We start from the raw sequence: 14,468 nt of genomic DNA, 5'->3' as shown, positions 1-14,468 counted from the left end.
AGTGCCGGCAAGGATCCGGTGCTGCCGCGCCCCACAGCCTGCTAAAGTGACCCTGACCAGCCCCCGCGTCATGAGGTCACCATGCATATCACTCCTCTCTCAGGCAGCCGCCGCGAGATCGGCGAGGCCCACGGACGGGCCCATGCCGAGCTGATCAGCCACAGTCTCGAGGTCTACGACCGGCTTTTTCAGGACTTCGTGGCACTCGACTGGGCCGGGGCGCGTCGAACGGCCGAGCGCTTCCTGCCGATGATCGAGCGCGGCTTCCCGGCGATCCTCGAGGAGATGGACGGCATCGCCCGCGGTGCCGGACTCGACTTCGAGGACATCCTCACCCTCAACTGTCGCAGCGAAATCTCGCTGACCCAGGCCAGCGGCGGCTGCTCTGCGTTCGCCCTGAACCGCCACGGCACCCAATGGCTGGCCCAGAACTGGGACTGGCGAACCGACCAGCTGCACAACGTGGTGGCCCTCGAGATCAACGGCCTCGACGCCCCCGCTCTGATCAGCATCGGCGAGGCCGGCATGGTGGCCAAGATCGGCATGAACGAGCACGGCATCGGGGTCTGCCTCAACGCCATTCGCTCGCGTACCTGCGGCGAGGGCCTGCCCATTCACGTCGCGTTGCGCAAGATCCTCGAGAGCGCCGACCTGGACGCCGCCGTGGCCGTGGCCAGCCGAGATCGCGTCTGCTCGCCCGCCCATTTCCTGATCGCCAGCGCCGAGGGCACCGCCGCCGGTCTGGAGGTTCACCCCGGCGAGCCGGGCCGACTGACGCCGGAGGACGGCAAGGTCACCCACACCAACCATTTCTATGCGCGTACCGCCACCGGCCAGGTAGAGGACTTCCCGCGCCAGGACTCCCGCCCGCGCCTGGCGCGGCTGGATAGCCTGCTGCGCGAACGGCTGCCCGCCGAGGAGACAATCGGCGAAGCAAAGCTGTTCGAAATTCTCAGCGACCACCACGGTGAGCCGCTCTCCATCTGCCGCCACCTCAATCCTGCCCAGCCCCCCGAAGAGCGCATGGAGACGCTGTTCGGGGTGGTCATGAACCTCACCCAGCGCCGCCTGACCCTGCGCCATGGCAAGCCTTGCGAGAGCGACGAGAGCCTCACCGTACAGTTCGGTCCTGAGCCGGAGCGCCACGACGACTGAGCTCCGGCAGTTCAGTTCAGGTCGACGGCACAGCGCTTGAGATCCCCCAGGCGACACTGCTCGAGAGCCGCCTGATGGGTACCCTGCAGCACGACGCGAGGCGCCTTCCCGGCATCGAAGGCGTCCTGCCAGCGCCCGGCACAGAGACACCAGCGGTCTCCCGGCTTGAGTCCCGGAAAGCCGAACTCGGGGCGAGGCGTCGAGAGATCGTTCCCCTGGCCGCGCGTGAAGGCCAGGAACTCGGCCGTCATCTCGGCACAGACCGCGTGGATGCCCAGGTCTTCAGGCCCCACCCGACAGCAGCCATCACGGTAGAAGCCCGTCACGGGATCCTGGCCGCAGGGGACGAGTGGCTGGCCCAGCACATTGAGGGATTCGGTTTTCGCTTGCATGGCACTGCCTCCTGTCACGCATCGTTTTCGGCAGCCGAAACCGGACATGCCGAGGTAGCAGGGTCCGCGCCGGCTGTTCGTCGCAACAGCATAAGCTCCACACGGGGACATGCACGATACCGGCAAGCGCGACCGCGCCTTGAGAGGCGCTGCAACGGTGCCACCCCGCTGATGGTGAATCGCTCGCCGGACAGCGCGCAGCCCCTGCGCCATGGCAAGCCCTGCGAGAGCGACGAAAGCCTCGCCGTGCAGTTCAGTCCCGAGTGATCGCAGGCCACCCCTGACGCAGGTCAAATGCAACAAAGATGCAGATGGTAATTCTTGTCACTAATGGTGGAGGGTGATAGCGTCTTTCATGCGATCAATTCTCATTCCTATGAAGGATGCCACCATGAAGAAGCTGATGCTTGCCGCCCTCTGCAGCGGCCTGCTGGCCACCACCGCCCAGGCCGAAGAGCGCCCCGACCACTTCGAGGGCGAAGCCGCCGATAGCCTCGCCGAGGCCGTGACCCAGTTTTCCGAAACCAACCGCCTGCTGGCCGAGTTGCTCGCCCAGGACGAGCTGAGCAACGCCGATCTCGGCACGGTCCACCGGCTCTCCTACACTCTGGAGAATGCGCTGGCGATGTTCGATGCGCAGTTCGACACCATGGCCGTGGACCTGGAAGAAGTGCACCTGGGCTCTGAGAGCGTCGAACGCGAGCGCGTGCGCACCCACGGTGAGGCCTACCTCGAGGCCGCCCAGACGCTGGTGCCCTGAACTCACTCTCCTGGCGGGCCACTGCTCGCCTGAACAGCGCGGGCGGGCCCTGTCGACAGGGTCCGCCCGCCTGCGTTCTCGCCCGGCTCGATGCGGATATCGAACTGGTCAGCATCCGATATGTGTCAACGAACGGTAGCCAACGGCCGGCTATGATGGGAGGCTATATTTGCTGCATTGCAGTAATCACTACTGGAGCTGGCGATATGGATGCACCAAACGACGACCGCTATATCGAGAACCGCACCTTCGACGAGATCCAGGTAGGCGACGAGGCCCACCTCGAGAAGCGCCTGACCCTGGATGACATCAAGCTGTTCGCCATCATGTCCGGGGACGTCAACCCCTCCCATGTGGACGACGATTTCGCGCGCAGCTCACGTTTCCAGGAGGTCATCGCCCACGGCATGTGGGGCGGTGCGCTGATCTCCACGGTGCTGGGCACCCAGCTGCCCGGTCCCGGCACCCTTTACCTGGGGCAGACGCTGAGTTTCCGGGCGCCGGTCTCGCTGGGCGACGTGCTCAAGGTGAGCGTCCGCGTCAAAACCAAGGACGAAGCGCGCACGCAGCTGATCCTGGACTGCCGCTGCGAGAACCAGAAGGGCAAGGTGGTCATCGAGGGCGAGGCGCGGGTACTCGCGCCCAAGGAGAAGGTCCGCCGGCACCGCACCGTACTGCCCACGGTGCGCCTGGCCGAGCGTGGCCGCCTGCATGAGATTCTCTCCGCGGCCGACCATCCGCCCGCCATTCCGGTAGCCGTGGTGCACCCGGTGGATGACGTCTCGCTGACCGGCGCCGTGGCCGCCGCCCATCACGGCCTGATCATTCCCCTGCTGGTCGGCCCGGAGGCCAAGATCCGCGCCGCCGCCGAGCAAGCCGAACTCGACATCAGCGAGTTCGAACTGATCGACGTCCCGCACAGCCATGCCGCCGCGGAGCGCGCCGTGGCGCTGGTACGGGAAGGACGCGCCGAAGCCCTCATGAAGGGTGCCCTGCACACCGATGAGCTGATGCGCGAGGTCCTCAAGCGCGATGGCGGCCTGCGCACCGAGCGCTGCATCAGCCACGTCATGGCCTTCGACGTGCCGACCTATCCCCGGCCGCTATTCATCACCGACGCCGCCATCAATATCACGCCCAACCTCGACCAGAAGCGCGACATCGTTCGCAACGCCATCGGGCTGGCCCACGCCCTGGGCAACGACGACCCCAAGGTCGCCATTCTTGCCGCGGTGGAAACGGTCAACCCCAAGATGCCCTCGACGCTGGATGCCGCCGCCCTGTGCAAGATGGCCGATCGTGGCCAGATCAAGGGCGGCACCCTCGACGGCCCGCTGGCCTTCGACAACGCCATCTCCGAGGACGCGGCACGCACCAAGGGCATCGACTCACTGGTCGCCGGCCGCGCCGACATCCTGGTCGCGCCGGACCTGGAAGCGGCCAACATGCTGATGAAGCAGCTGAACTACCTGGCCGACGCCACCGGTGCCGGCCTGGTGCTGGGCGCCCGGGTGCCGATCATCCTGACCAGCCGCGCCGACGAAGCCATCACCCGCATGGCGTCCTGCGCCCTGGCCCTGCTCGCGGCCGACCACCAGAAGCGCAAGGGCCCACCCGGCCAGGCAGACTGAGACAAAGGAGTCCGACATGCGCCACATCCTCACCCTCAACAGCGGCTCCTCCAGCCTCAAGTTTGCCCTTTATCCGCTGGAAGGCGCCGCATCGCTCGACACCCTGACGCCCCGCTATCGCGGCAAGTATGCCGGGCTCAATGGCGGCACGCCGCGGTTGACGCTGCGCGACGGCGAGGGCCAAGCCGTGGACACGGACACGGCGGCGTTGCCCGAGAAGCTCGACCTGCCCGGCGCCCTCGAGCGCCTGTTGCACTGGCTCGACGCGTTCTCCGACCTCTCGCTCGCCGTGGTGGGGCACCGCGTGGTCCACGGCGGCCGCGACTACCATCGCCCCGTGACACTCACGTCCGAGATCACCGCGGAACTCAAGGAACTCGAACCGCTGGCGCCGCTGCACCAGCCCTTCTGCCTGGCGCCGGTCGACCCGCTCGCCGAACGCTACCCCGAGCTGCCCCAGGTCGCCTGCTTCGACACCGCCTTCCATGCCGAACAGCCTGAGGTGGCCCGTCAGTTCGCCCTTCCCCGTGAGATGACGGCGCGCGGCCTGATCCGCTACGGCTTCCACGGCCTCTCCTACGACTACATCAATCGGGTGCTGCCCGAGTCGCTGGGCGAGGCGCCAGGCGAGCGGGTGATCGTCGCTCATCTGGGCAACGGCTCCAGCCTGTGCGCCATTCACAAAGGCACCAGCGTGGCCTCCACCATGGGCTTCACCGCCATGGAAGGCATGCCCATGGGCACCCGCAGCGGCCGCCTCGACCCGGGGCTGGTACTGCACCTGATCCAGCAGGAAGGCATGAGCGCCGAGGAGGTCAGCGAGATGCTCTACAAGCGCTCCGGCCTGCTCGGGGTGTCCGGCATCAGCGGCGACATGCGCGAACTGCTCGAAAGCCCTGCCCCCGAGGCACGCGAAGCGGTGGACCTCTACGCCTATCGTGCCGTGCGCGAGATCGGCAGCCTGGCCAGTGCCTTGGGCGGACTCGACCAGCTGGTCTTCACCGCCGGCATCGGCGAGGGCGCCGGCCCGGTGCGTGAGGCCATCTGCCGCGGCTGCGAGTGGCTGGGCATTGAACTCGACGCCGACGCCAACCGCCGCGATGCGCGACGCATCAGTACCGCCGAGAGCCGCGTCGGCGCCTGGGTGATTCCCACCGACGAAGAGCGGATGATCGCCTGGTACAGCGCCCGGGTAGCAGGCCTGGCGTAACGGAGGTCGCGGTGACGGTGCCGCAGCAGTCAACCGTCAGCGTCTCGCCGGGGTGCTGGCCCTAGCCCGCCAGCGCCTCCTCCACCAGCGCGCGCGCCTCGGCCGTCATGGGCAGCTCCAGCGCCAGGGCATGGGCCGGCGGTGACATCTTCTTCCAGGTCATCTGGACGATGCGGATCAGGTGGTCGTGATCGATCTGCTTCGAGAAATCGCCGAAGTAGTTCTCCAGGAACACCAGGCAGGCGCAATCCTCCACGGCCTGGGTGCCCGGCTCACGCCCGAGCCCCTGCTTGCGGATCATCCGCGCCACGGCCTCGGCTGATGCGTCGTCAAAGCCGGCCTCGCGCATCAGGCGAGCGGTGGTTTCGCCGGCGCGGCGGCCCTGGTCGCGCCGCCAGGTGAGGTAGCCCACTCGGCCCTCGGGATAGTCACTGCGCGGCACCTCCCAGCGCTGCAGGTGCTGGCCGCGCACCGCCAGCTGCATCAGCGCGTCGGGGCGCTCGTGCAACTGTTCCAGCCAGGCACTCATGCGTCCGGCATGCCACAGCTCCTGAGGCACCGGCTCGCCGTTTACCGCCACACGACGCGGGTCCTCGGCGTGCAGGGCATCCAGGGCGGCAAGGGTCTGATCGAGGGGGGAAAGGGGCATCGGTCTAGCCTCCGTGCTGAACAAGCTGGCCGGCCCGACAGCCGCTACGCTGAAGGGCCAGCAGGACAGACTGTTCTGACGCAAAAGCCGAGGCAGGTCAACCTTCCGCGTCGTCGCCCGACGCCTCTGGCGCCAGCCCCCAGCCTGCCGGCACCTTCGGCGCCTCCAGCCCCTCGAAGCGGTCGCTGACGTAGGCGCTATGACACGCCACGCAGGACTCGGTCATGCGTGCGAAGAGTTCCACCTGGCGAGGGGTATCTTCGGCGCGGCCGGCCTCAGCCAGTGACGCCGAGAGCTCATGCAGATAGGCATCCATCTGCAGGAAGGCCGGCGGCACGGCGGCCTTGAGATCCCGACGATCCGCCTCGGTCAGCGACTGCGCGAGAATGAAGCTGTCGTGAATCGACTGCCCCTTCTCGGCCACTACCGCGTGTCGCCCCTGGACGATCGCGCTGTAGACCGCCTGCATCGCCTGCTCGACCTGGATCATCTCCTGCTTCAGCAGGCCCTGCAGCTTGGGCGTCAGATCCGGCCTGACGGGCTCGGCGGCGAGGCTGACCGCACTGGCACCCAGCGCAACGGCGCCGGCCAGGCCAACGATAAAACGACGACTACCGTGGCGGGTAGCCGAATGGCGCGATGGGGGCAACAACATGGCAGGCTCCTCTTGATGCATTTTCAGGGCATGTTCTGAAAAGCATAGACGCCAGCCAGCCGGGGTCGCCTTGAGGCAGATCAGTGCTTCATGGCTCACGTCAGGGTCAGGGGATAAGCTATACGATGCTCAGTGATGCTGACGGGGGGGTCGGGCAGGAGGTCGCGGCGGAAGCCGGGTTCCGCCGCGGTGGGGGTTATGCCATGTCGTTGAAGGCCGCGTCGGTTCTTGCGGCAAGGACGAAATCGTTCTTGTGCAGGCCGCCGATCTCATGGCTCCACCAGCTCACGGCAACCTTGCCATATTCCAGCACGATAACCGGGTGATGATCTTCGGCTTCGGCGAGATCCCCCACCTTGTTGGTGAATTCCAGCGCCTTGGCGAAATTCTTGAGCTTGAAGAGCCGGTGAAGCTGCTCTTCACCGTCAACCACCCGGATTTCCCAATCCGGAACATCCTTGTGCAACTGCTGCTTTTCTTCCGCGCTCGCCTTGGGCGCGTCCGGGCTGCAGGCTTCACAGCTGTGTTCTTTCAGGTCGCTCATCTCAACCTCCAGGGTTGTTGGCTGTACTCCCAAGGGTGGGGTGTACCCTTCGCAATATCAACACCCCGGGAATCCTGCCGGCGTCAGAAGGTAGCACTCGGCTTGGATCGCCTTGAGGCTGAACAGTCCTGCCTCGCTGTTTACCCCTTCTCGCCACACAGCAGGCCACTGCGGCGAATCTCGCCCAGTCGCCCGCCGCCGATCCCAGAGATCCGGGTGAGCTCGCTGGGCCTCTGCCACGGCCGGCCAGCAATGATGTCCTCGGCGCGCGCCGGCCCCACATGGGGCAGCTCGGCCAAGCGGTTGGCGCTGCTGTCGTTGAGATCGATGCAGCTCGCCATCCGCTGGCTCGCTACCAGCTCACCACTGGTGGCATGGGTCGCCACGAGTGCCGCGCCGTTCAGGCTCAGGTAGACCGGCGCATGATCCGAGACCCGGTCGCGTGCCGCCTGGTGGGCCAGGGGCAGCAGTTCAGGAAAGTTCAGGATGCCCTGGCTATCAGGGGCCAGCTGACTGGCGTCGTACCAGAGGTTGTCGTAGAGATTGGCGTACTGGCCCGCCGTGGTCGCCAGGGTGGAGCGCCCCTCGCTGATCGCCGGCCGCGCACCCCGCTCGCGCAGCGCCTGCCAGGCCGGATGGTCGGGCGCCAGGTTGAAATCGCCCGCCAGCAGCCGCGGCGTCTGAGGATGGGCCTCGTCCAGCCACTGCCAGTAGTCGGCCAGCGCCTCGATCTCCGGCAGGCGGTCGCTCACGCTGTCGCCATAGACCACATGCACCGTCGCCAGCGTGAACAGATCGCCGGTGTCCACATCGCGGAAGCGCGCCGAATAGGGCTGCCGCGAGAAGACGTCGCCATGGTCGATGAACACCACGGCCCCATCCTCGTAGGCCACCTCGCTCTCGCGCCACAGGAAGGCGTAGTGCTCCTCATAGGAGCTGCGCCCCAGGGCATGGCTGGCCATGGCGGACCAGGGCTCTCCCGAGATCTCCTCCAGGCTCGCTTCGAGCCGCTCCAGCGCCGTGGGATCCATGAGCTCCTGCACCGCCAGCAGATCGAAATGATTGGCCACGTGTGCCACCTGCGGGATGGCCTTGTCGTTGTTCCAGCCCAGGTGCTTGATGTTCCAGCTGCCGACGATCACATCGGCCTGAGCGAACAGGGGTGTCAGGGCCAGCAGCCCTGCCAGCAGATCACGACGCATGATGTCTCCACGCAAAAAGGCGCCATGCTGGCGGCCGCGTGAAAGATCATCAAGCCCTTATCAAGAAACAGGCGGAGCCGTTGGCGACAAGCCCGAGGACCCAGCGATCACCCGTGAGGGCCAAGCCGGACGCGGCGTGGATCGGCGAGTTCGACGTTGCTGGCACGAAAGGGGCTTATCTACAGAGCGCCACGTAGGCCCGGTAAGCGCCAGCGCCCCGGGCGTGGAGAGGACGGCAGCCCCGTGCAGAGGGTCAGTGCGTGCTGCGTCCCGGAGTAGCGCCAGGCAGCATATCGATGCAGTGGCTTTTTATCCGCGCGGCTTGGGCGCTCCATGAGTCGCCGTGTCAACGAACGCCCTATGCCGTAAGCTGAGGTAACAAGCTCCCGCCCCGCCATCGACGCGCAAGGATGCTGCCATGGACAAGAAGGCCCTCAGCGAACGGGATATCTGCACGAAGTTCATCACGCCGGCGCTGGAGCGCGCCGGCTGGGATATCCAGACTCAGGTGCGCGAGGAGGTCTCGTTCACCAATGGCCGCATCATCGTTCGGGGTAGGCTGCACACCCGCGGCAAGCGGCGTCGTGCCGACTACGTGCTCAGCTTCCAGAAGAACCAGCCCATCGCGGTGATCGAGGCCAAGGACAACCAACACGGCCTGGGCGACGGCATGCAGCAGGGGCTCGCCTACAGCGATGCCCTGGACGTGCCCTTCGTGTTCTCCAGCAACGGCGACGGCTTCCTGTTCCACGACCGCACCGGGCTTGGCAGCCAGACCGAGACCCTGCTCGGCCTCGACGATTTCCCTTCGCCTGAGCTGCTCTGGGAACGCTACTGCCAGCACAAGGGCATCGGCCCGGCCGCACGCCCGGTGGTGGAGCAACCCTTCTTCGATGACGGCAGCGGGCGTACCCCGCGCTACTACCAGACGGTGGCCATCAACCGCACCGTGGAGGCGGTGGCTCGCGGCCAGGACCGTATCCTGCTGGTGATGGCCACCGGCACCGGCAAGACCTTTACCGCCTTCCAGATCATCTGGCGGCTGTGGAAGGCCAAGCAGAAGAAACGCATCCTCTTCCTCGCCGACCGCAATATCCTGGTCGACCAGACCAAGAACAACGACTTCAAGCCGTTCGGCCAGGCGATGACCAAGGTCACCAATCGCACGGTGGATCCGTCCTACGAGATCTACCTCTCGCTCTACCAGGCAGTGACCGGCAGTGAGGACGAGAAGAACATCTACAAGCAGTTCTCGCCGGACTTCTTCGACCTGGTGGTGATCGATGAATGCCACCGCGGCAGCGCCGCCGTGGACTCCGCCTGGCGAGCGATCCTCGAGTACTTCTCCGCGGCCACCCATATCGGCCTGACCGCCACACCCAAGGAGACCAGGGAGGTCTCCAACATCGACTACTTCGGCGAGCCGGTCTACACCTACTCGCTCAAGCAGGGCATCGAGGATGGCTTCCTCGCCCCCTACAAGGTGGTCCGGGTGGATATCGACCGCGACCTGCAGGGCTGGCGGCCAAGCAAGGGACAGCTCGATGCCCTCGGCCAGGAGATCGAGGACCGCATCTACAACCAGAAGGACTTCGACAGGCACCTGGTGCTCAAGAAGCGCACCGAGCTGGTGGCCCGCAGGATCACGGAGTTCCTGGAGAACAGCGACCCCCACCAGAAGACCATCGTCTTCTGCGAGGACATCGACCACGCCGAGCGCATGCGCCAGGCGCTGGTGAACATGAACCCGAAGCGGGTCGCCGAGAACCGCAAGTACGTGATGCGCATCACCGGCGACGAGAGCGAGGGCAAGGCCGAACTCGACAACTTCATCAATCCCGAGGCGCGCTATCCCGTCATCGCTACCACCAGCAAGCTGATGACCACCGGCGTCGACGCCCAGACCTGCAAGCTGATCGTGCTCGACCAGCGCATCCAGTCGATGACCGAGTTCAAGCAGATCATCGGCCGCGGCACCCGCATCAACGACGACTACCACAAGCACTGGTTCACCATCCTCGACTTCAAGAAGGCCACCGAGCTGTTCGCCGACCCCGACTTCGACGGCGAGCCGGTCAAGGTCTATGAGCCCAAGGGCGACGACGCCTCCATCGTGCCGGATGACGAGATCGTCAACGACGAGCCTGCCAGTGGGGTCAACGAGGCGGAAGGCGGCTACGAGATCGAGCCCGGCGAGACCTGGCAGACCGACGACCCCTTCACCGCTACCGGCCTTGCCGAAGACGAGAATGCCAGCAAGCGGGTGAAGTACGTGGTCGACGACGTCGAGGTCAGCGTGGTGGCCGAGCGGGTGCAGTATCTGGGCCCGGACGGCAAGCTGATCACCGAGAGCCTGCGCGACTACACCCGCAAGAAGGTGAAGGAGCAGTTCGCTTCTCTGGATGACTTCCTGCGGCGCTGGCAGGATGCCGAGCGCAAGCAGGCGATTCTCGAGGAATTGGAGGAGAACGGCGTCTTCTGGGAGGACCTGACCAAGGAGCTGGGCGACAGGCTCGGCGACGAGCCCGACCCCTTCGACGTGATCTGCCATATCGCCTTCGACCGCCCCGCCCTGACCCGCCGCGAACGCGCCGCGCAGGTGAGGAAGCGTGATATCTTCACCCGCTACGAGGGTCAGGCCCGCCAGGTGCTGGAATCCCTGGTCGACAAGTATGCCGATGCCGGCATCGGACCCATCGAGGACCCCAAGGTGCTCACCCTGGCGCCCTTCAGCGAGATCGGCGCGCCCATGGAGCTGGCCCAGGCCTTCGGCGGCATGCCCGGCTATACCCGCGCGGTCCACGAGCTCGAAGACGCCCTCTACCAGTCCGGCAGCTGATCGCGGCTACGTTATTCACACCCTGATGCCGGCCACCCCCTGTGGATGCGCCGGCGTCATCGCACCAGACACCAAGGAAGCTCACGACTCATGGCCATCAGCACCACCATCAAATCCATCCAGGACATCATGCGCAAGGACGTCGGCGTGGACGGCGATGCACAGCGCATTGGCCAGCTGGTCTGGATGCTGTTCCTCAAGATCTTCGACGACCGGGAGCAGGAGTGGGAGATGTTCAATGAGGACTACCGCTCGCCGATTCCCGAACCGCTGCGCTGGCGCCACTGGGCTGCCGACCCGGAGGGCATGACCGGCGACGAGCTCAAGGCGTTCGTAGATAACGATCTCTTTCCAGGCCTGCAACAGCTCCAGGCCCGTGGCGACGACTATCGCGGCGTGGTGATCCGCAACGTCTTCGAGGACGCCTACAACTATATGAAGTCCGGCCAGCTGATGCGCCAGGTCATCAACAAGCTGCAGGACGGCGTGAACTTCAACAAGGCCAGCGAGCGCCACGAGCTGGGCGACATGTACGAGCAGATCCTCAAGGACCTGCAGAGCGCCGGTAACGCCGGGGAGTTCTATACCCCGCGGGCAGTGACCCGGTTCATGGTGGACCGGGTCGACCCCAGGCTGGACGAGACCGTGATGGACCCGGCCTGCGGCACCGGCGGCTTCCTCACCTGCACCATCGATCACAAGCGCAAGCACTACGTGACGACGCCGCAGGACGAGCAGACACTGCAGCGCACCATCCATGGGGTGGAGAAGAAGCCGCTGCCCCACCTGCTGGCCACCACCAACCTGATCCTTCACGGCATCGAGGTGCCCGACCAGGTCAAGCACGACAACACCCTGGCGCGCCCGCTGATCAGCTGGGGCCCCAAGGAACGGGTGGATGTCATCGTCGCCAACCCGCCCTTCGGCGGCATGTAGGAGGACGGCATCGAGACCAACTTCCCCCAGGCCTTCCGCACCCGCGAGACCGCCGACCTCTTCATGACGCTGTTCATCCACCTGCTCAAGGACGGCGGCCGCGCCGCCGTGGTACTGCCCGACGGCTTCCTGTTCGGCGAGGGCATGAAGACCCGCCTCAAGGAGAAACTGCTTACCGAGTGCAACCTGCACACCATCGTCCGGCTGCCCAATGGCGTGTTCAATCCCTACACCGGCATCAAGACCAACCTGCTGTTCTTCACCAAGGGCCAGCCCACCGAGGCGGTGTGGTACTACGAGCATCCCTACCCCGAGGGCGTGAAAAACTACAGCAAGACCCGCCCCATGAAGGTCGAGGAATTCCAGACTGAAATCGACTGGTGGGGCGACGAGGCCGATGGCTTCGCCGGCCGAGAGGAAACTCACCAGACCTGGCGGGTGCCCATCGAGGAGATCCAGGCGCGCCACTTCAACCTGGATATCAAGAACCCCTACCAGGGCGAGCAGGTCAGCCACGACCCCGACGAACTGCTGGCGCAATACGCCCAGCAGCAATCAGAGATCCAGGAGCTGCGGGACCAGCTCAAGCAGATCCTCGGCGATGCGCTAAGCCATACCGGCCACGACAGCAACGCCGAGACAAGCCGCGAGACGCAGGAGGGCGAGGCGTGAGCGCACGAGAGCTGATCACCGAGCACCTCGACCTCTGGACCGGCGCGGTCACCCACAAGAGCACCGCCGGACGCGGTCGCAATGGGAAGATCGAGCTTACCGGTATCAAGAAGCTTCGCGAGCTGATCCTGGAACTCGCCGTGCGCGGAAAGCTGGTGGATCAGTACCCCAGCGACGAGCCCGCCAGTGTGCTGCTGGAGCGCATCGCCGAGGAGAAGGCGCGGTTGGTCAGGGAAGGGAAAGTCAGGAAGCCAAAGAGTCAGCCTGCCATTGAGCTAGATGAAGAAGACTTTGAACTACCCAGCAACTGGCTCTGGGTTCGTCTTGGCTCTGTCGGGCAAGTCATAGGTGGAGGAACTCCGAAGTCAGGTGAGCCGACCTTCTGGGCAGAAAAGGAAATTGCTTGGCTAACCCCTGCTGACCTATACGGACTAAACGAAAAATATATTGCGTCTGGCAAGCGAGATATATCTAGGCTTGGCTTGGAGAAATCCTCCGCACAGCTACTGCCAGAAGGTTCTGTGTTGTTTTCTAGCAGAGCACCGATTGGTTATGTGGCTATTTCGATTAGCGAGCTGGCGACTAATCAAGGATTCAAGTCTTGCGTGCCTTATATTCGCGAGGTGAACCAGTTCTTGTACTATTTTTTGAAAAGTTCTGCCCGGAATATCGATGCAAGTGCTAGCGGAACAACTTTCAAAGAGGTCTCAGGTTCAAAGGTTGCCTCCATACCAATGCCGTTACCCCCTCTGGAAGAGCAACTGCGTATCGTCGAGAAAGTCGATGAGCTGATGGCTCTCTGCGACCGGCTAGAGCAGCAGGTCGGTGACCAGCTGGAAGCCCATGAAGTGCTGGTCGACACCCTTCTCGACGCACTTACCCGCTCCGCCGATGCCTCGGGAGTGGCCGAGAACTGGGCCCGCATCGCCGAGCATTTCGATACCCTCTTTACCACCGAAGCCAGTATCGACAAGCTCGAGCAGACCATCCTTCAGCTGGCGGTGATGGGGCGACTGGTGGAGCAGGACCCCAACGATGAGCCGGCTGAGTCATTGCTGACTCGCTTGGCATCCGAGCGTCAACAATGGCTAGAAAGTCACAAAGACGAAAACCCTGAATGCGCAACAATGTTGCGAAAACTGAAAAAGCTTCGTACCGCAAAGCCCCCTTTCGCGCTTCCCACAGGGTGGAGCAGCGCACATTTGATACAGTTATCTAGAGTGCTAGTGGATTGCCACAACAAGACCGCCCCCTATGTTGAAGAAGGCATCCCTATCATCCGGACTTCAAATATTAGAGAAAGACACTTCAGGTTTGACGACCTGAAACATGTGAGCCAAGAAACCTACCAATACTGGTCGCGGCGATGCCCTCCAGAGCCAAAGGACATTATCTTTACCCGAGAAGCCCCGATGGGCGAGGCGGCAATAATACCGGAAGGAGCAAAATGGTGCCTAGGCCAGAGAACTATGCTGATCCGGCCAATGCTTGAGTATATTAATGAAGAGTACTTGCTATTGGCGCTAACCGAGCCTCACCTCTTGGAGCGCGCTTCGGAAAAAGCTATTGGCTCTACAGTAAAGCATTTAAGAGTAGGCGATGTGGAAAGGCTTTCTATACCGCTTCCCCCCTTAGAAGAGCAGCAGCGAATCGTTGAGAAAATCGACGAGCTAATGGCTCTCTGCGACCAGCTAAAGGCCCGCCTCGGCGAGGCCGGCGAGACACGTGTTCACCTTGCCGAGGCGGTGGTGGAAGGAGGTTTGAATTAAAGGCGTGCAGTGGCTATGGAAACTCTCCACCAGCAACTAAAATTGCTCCAGTCG

The 14,468-nt window shown here is 64.2% G+C and carries 11 protein-coding genes and 1 pseudogene; 7 read left to right on the top strand and 5 right to left on the bottom strand.

Translation table 11 applies throughout. From position 1 onward, the window contains the following. The first annotated feature begins 81 nt into the window (after nt 1-81). Entirely contained in the window at nt 82-1,155 is a 1,074-nt protein-coding gene (locus FHR95_RS08290; RefSeq protein WP_183314051.1) for a C45 family autoproteolytic acyltransferase/hydrolase, read from the top strand. Nucleotides 1,156-1,166: 11 nt separating this feature from the next. Here the strand turns inward: FHR95_RS08290 and FHR95_RS08285 are convergent, their stop codons facing one another. After that, nucleotides 1,167-1,547 (bottom strand): DUF2237 family protein, encoded by a 381-nt coding sequence (locus FHR95_RS08285; RefSeq protein WP_183314050.1) that lies wholly within the window; start codon nt 1,545-1,547, stop codon nt 1,167-1,169. A 391-nt stretch (nt 1,548-1,938) separates the two neighbouring features. Between FHR95_RS08285 and FHR95_RS08280 the strand changes: the two genes are divergently transcribed. The 3 genes from FHR95_RS08280 to FHR95_RS08270 all read left to right on the top strand — a co-directional run bounded on the left by FHR95_RS08280 (nt 1,939) and on the right by FHR95_RS08270 (nt 5,148). Beyond that, nucleotides 1,939-2,307 (top strand): DUF6746 family protein, encoded by a 369-nt coding sequence (locus FHR95_RS08280; protein ID WP_183314049.1) that lies wholly within the window; start codon nt 1,939-1,941, stop codon nt 2,305-2,307. Between the two features lie 206 nt (nt 2,308-2,513). Beyond that, on the top strand, nt 2,514-3,938 hold the full coding sequence (locus tag FHR95_RS08275) for a bifunctional enoyl-CoA hydratase/phosphate acetyltransferase (protein WP_183314048.1): 1,425 nt from the start codon (nt 2,514-2,516) through the stop codon (nt 3,936-3,938). A 16-nt stretch (nt 3,939-3,954) separates the two neighbouring features. Then, complete coding sequence (locus FHR95_RS08270; RefSeq protein WP_183314047.1) at nt 3,955-5,148, top strand: acetate/propionate family kinase; 1,194 nt, start codon at nt 3,955-3,957, stop codon at nt 5,146-5,148. A 61-nt stretch (nt 5,149-5,209) separates the two neighbouring features. Here FHR95_RS08270 and FHR95_RS08265 read toward each other — a convergent pair whose 3' ends face one another. The 4 genes from FHR95_RS08265 to FHR95_RS08250 form a co-directional block, all read right to left on the bottom strand. Next, complete coding sequence (locus FHR95_RS08265; RefSeq protein WP_040183275.1) at nt 5,210-5,797, bottom strand: DUF4202 domain-containing protein; 588 nt, start codon at nt 5,795-5,797, stop codon at nt 5,210-5,212. Between the two features lie 97 nt (nt 5,798-5,894). After that, nucleotides 5,895-6,452 carry a hypothetical protein gene (locus FHR95_RS08260; RefSeq protein WP_183314046.1) on the bottom strand — a complete coding sequence of 186 codons (558 nt, stop codon included), beginning with the start codon at nt 6,450-6,452 and terminating at the stop codon, nt 5,895-5,897. A gap of 196 nt (nt 6,453-6,648) precedes the next feature. Next, nucleotides 6,649-6,996, bottom strand: coding sequence for a 4a-hydroxytetrahydrobiopterin dehydratase (locus FHR95_RS08255; RefSeq protein WP_183314045.1), 348 nt, complete (start codon nt 6,994-6,996; stop codon nt 6,649-6,651). A gap of 140 nt (nt 6,997-7,136) precedes the next feature. After that, nucleotides 7,137-8,198 (bottom strand): endonuclease/exonuclease/phosphatase family protein, encoded by a 1,062-nt coding sequence (locus FHR95_RS08250; RefSeq protein WP_183314044.1) that lies wholly within the window; start codon nt 8,196-8,198, stop codon nt 7,137-7,139. A gap of 418 nt (nt 8,199-8,616) precedes the next feature. Between FHR95_RS08250 and hsdR the strand changes: the two genes are divergently transcribed. The 3 genes and pseudogenes from hsdR to FHR95_RS08235 all read left to right on the top strand — a co-directional run bounded on the left by hsdR (nt 8,617) and on the right by FHR95_RS08235 (nt 14,414). Next, complete coding sequence (gene hsdR, locus FHR95_RS08245) at nt 8,617-11,037, top strand: EcoAI/FtnUII family type I restriction enzme subunit R (protein ID WP_183314043.1); 2,421 nt, start codon at nt 8,617-8,619, stop codon at nt 11,035-11,037. 45 nt (nt 11,038-11,082) lie between these two features. After that, nucleotides 11,083-12,645 (top strand): annotated as a pseudogene (locus FHR95_RS08240) (type I restriction-modification system subunit M). Next, nucleotides 12,642-14,414 carry a restriction endonuclease subunit S gene (locus FHR95_RS08235; RefSeq protein ID WP_183314042.1) on the top strand — a complete coding sequence of 591 codons (1,773 nt, stop codon included), beginning with the start codon at nt 12,642-12,644 and terminating at the stop codon, nt 14,412-14,414. The pseudogene FHR95_RS08240 and the gene FHR95_RS08235 overlap by 4 nt, the downstream one beginning before the upstream one ends. Nucleotides 14,415-14,468: the final 54 nt, after the last annotated feature.

Origin of the sequence: Halomonas fontilapidosi (genome assembly GCF_014192285.1) — a bacterium.
Classification (GTDB): Bacteria; Pseudomonadota; Gammaproteobacteria; order Pseudomonadales; family Halomonadaceae; genus Halomonas; species Halomonas fontilapidosi.
The sequence above is the reverse complement of the archived record's forward strand: the minus strand, read 5'-3'. Positions and strand labels throughout refer to the sequence as shown.

Bases quoted from the DNA above. Each gene is read 5' to 3' on its own strand.
- FHR95_RS08270 (WP_183314047.1), top strand. From the start codon at position 3,955: ATGCGCCACATCCTCACCCTCAACAGCGGCTCCTCCAGCCTCAAGTTT.
- FHR95_RS08285 (WP_183314050.1), bottom strand. From the start codon at position 1,547: ATGCAAGCGAAAACCGAATCCCTCAATGTGCTGGGCCAGCCACTCGTC.
- FHR95_RS08250 (WP_183314044.1), bottom strand. From the start codon at position 8,198: ATGCGTCGTGATCTGCTGGCAGGGCTGCTGGCCCTGACACCCCTGTTC.
- FHR95_RS08275 (WP_183314048.1), top strand. From the start codon at position 2,514: ATGGATGCACCAAACGACGACCGCTATATCGAGAACCGCACCTTCGAC.
- hsdR (WP_183314043.1), top strand. From the start codon at position 8,617: ATGGACAAGAAGGCCCTCAGCGAACGGGATATCTGCACGAAGTTCATC.
- FHR95_RS08255 (WP_183314045.1), bottom strand. From the start codon at position 6,996: ATGAGCGACCTGAAAGAACACAGCTGTGAAGCCTGCAGCCCGGACGCG.
- FHR95_RS08290 (WP_183314051.1), top strand. From the start codon at position 82: ATGCATATCACTCCTCTCTCAGGCAGCCGCCGCGAGATCGGCGAGGCC.
- FHR95_RS08260 (WP_183314046.1), bottom strand. From the start codon at position 6,452: ATGTTGTTGCCCCCATCGCGCCATTCGGCTACCCGCCACGGTAGTCGT.
- FHR95_RS08265 (WP_040183275.1), bottom strand. From the start codon at position 5,797: ATGCCCCTTTCCCCCCTCGATCAGACCCTTGCCGCCCTGGATGCCCTG.
- FHR95_RS08280 (WP_183314049.1), top strand. From the start codon at position 1,939: ATGAAGAAGCTGATGCTTGCCGCCCTCTGCAGCGGCCTGCTGGCCACC.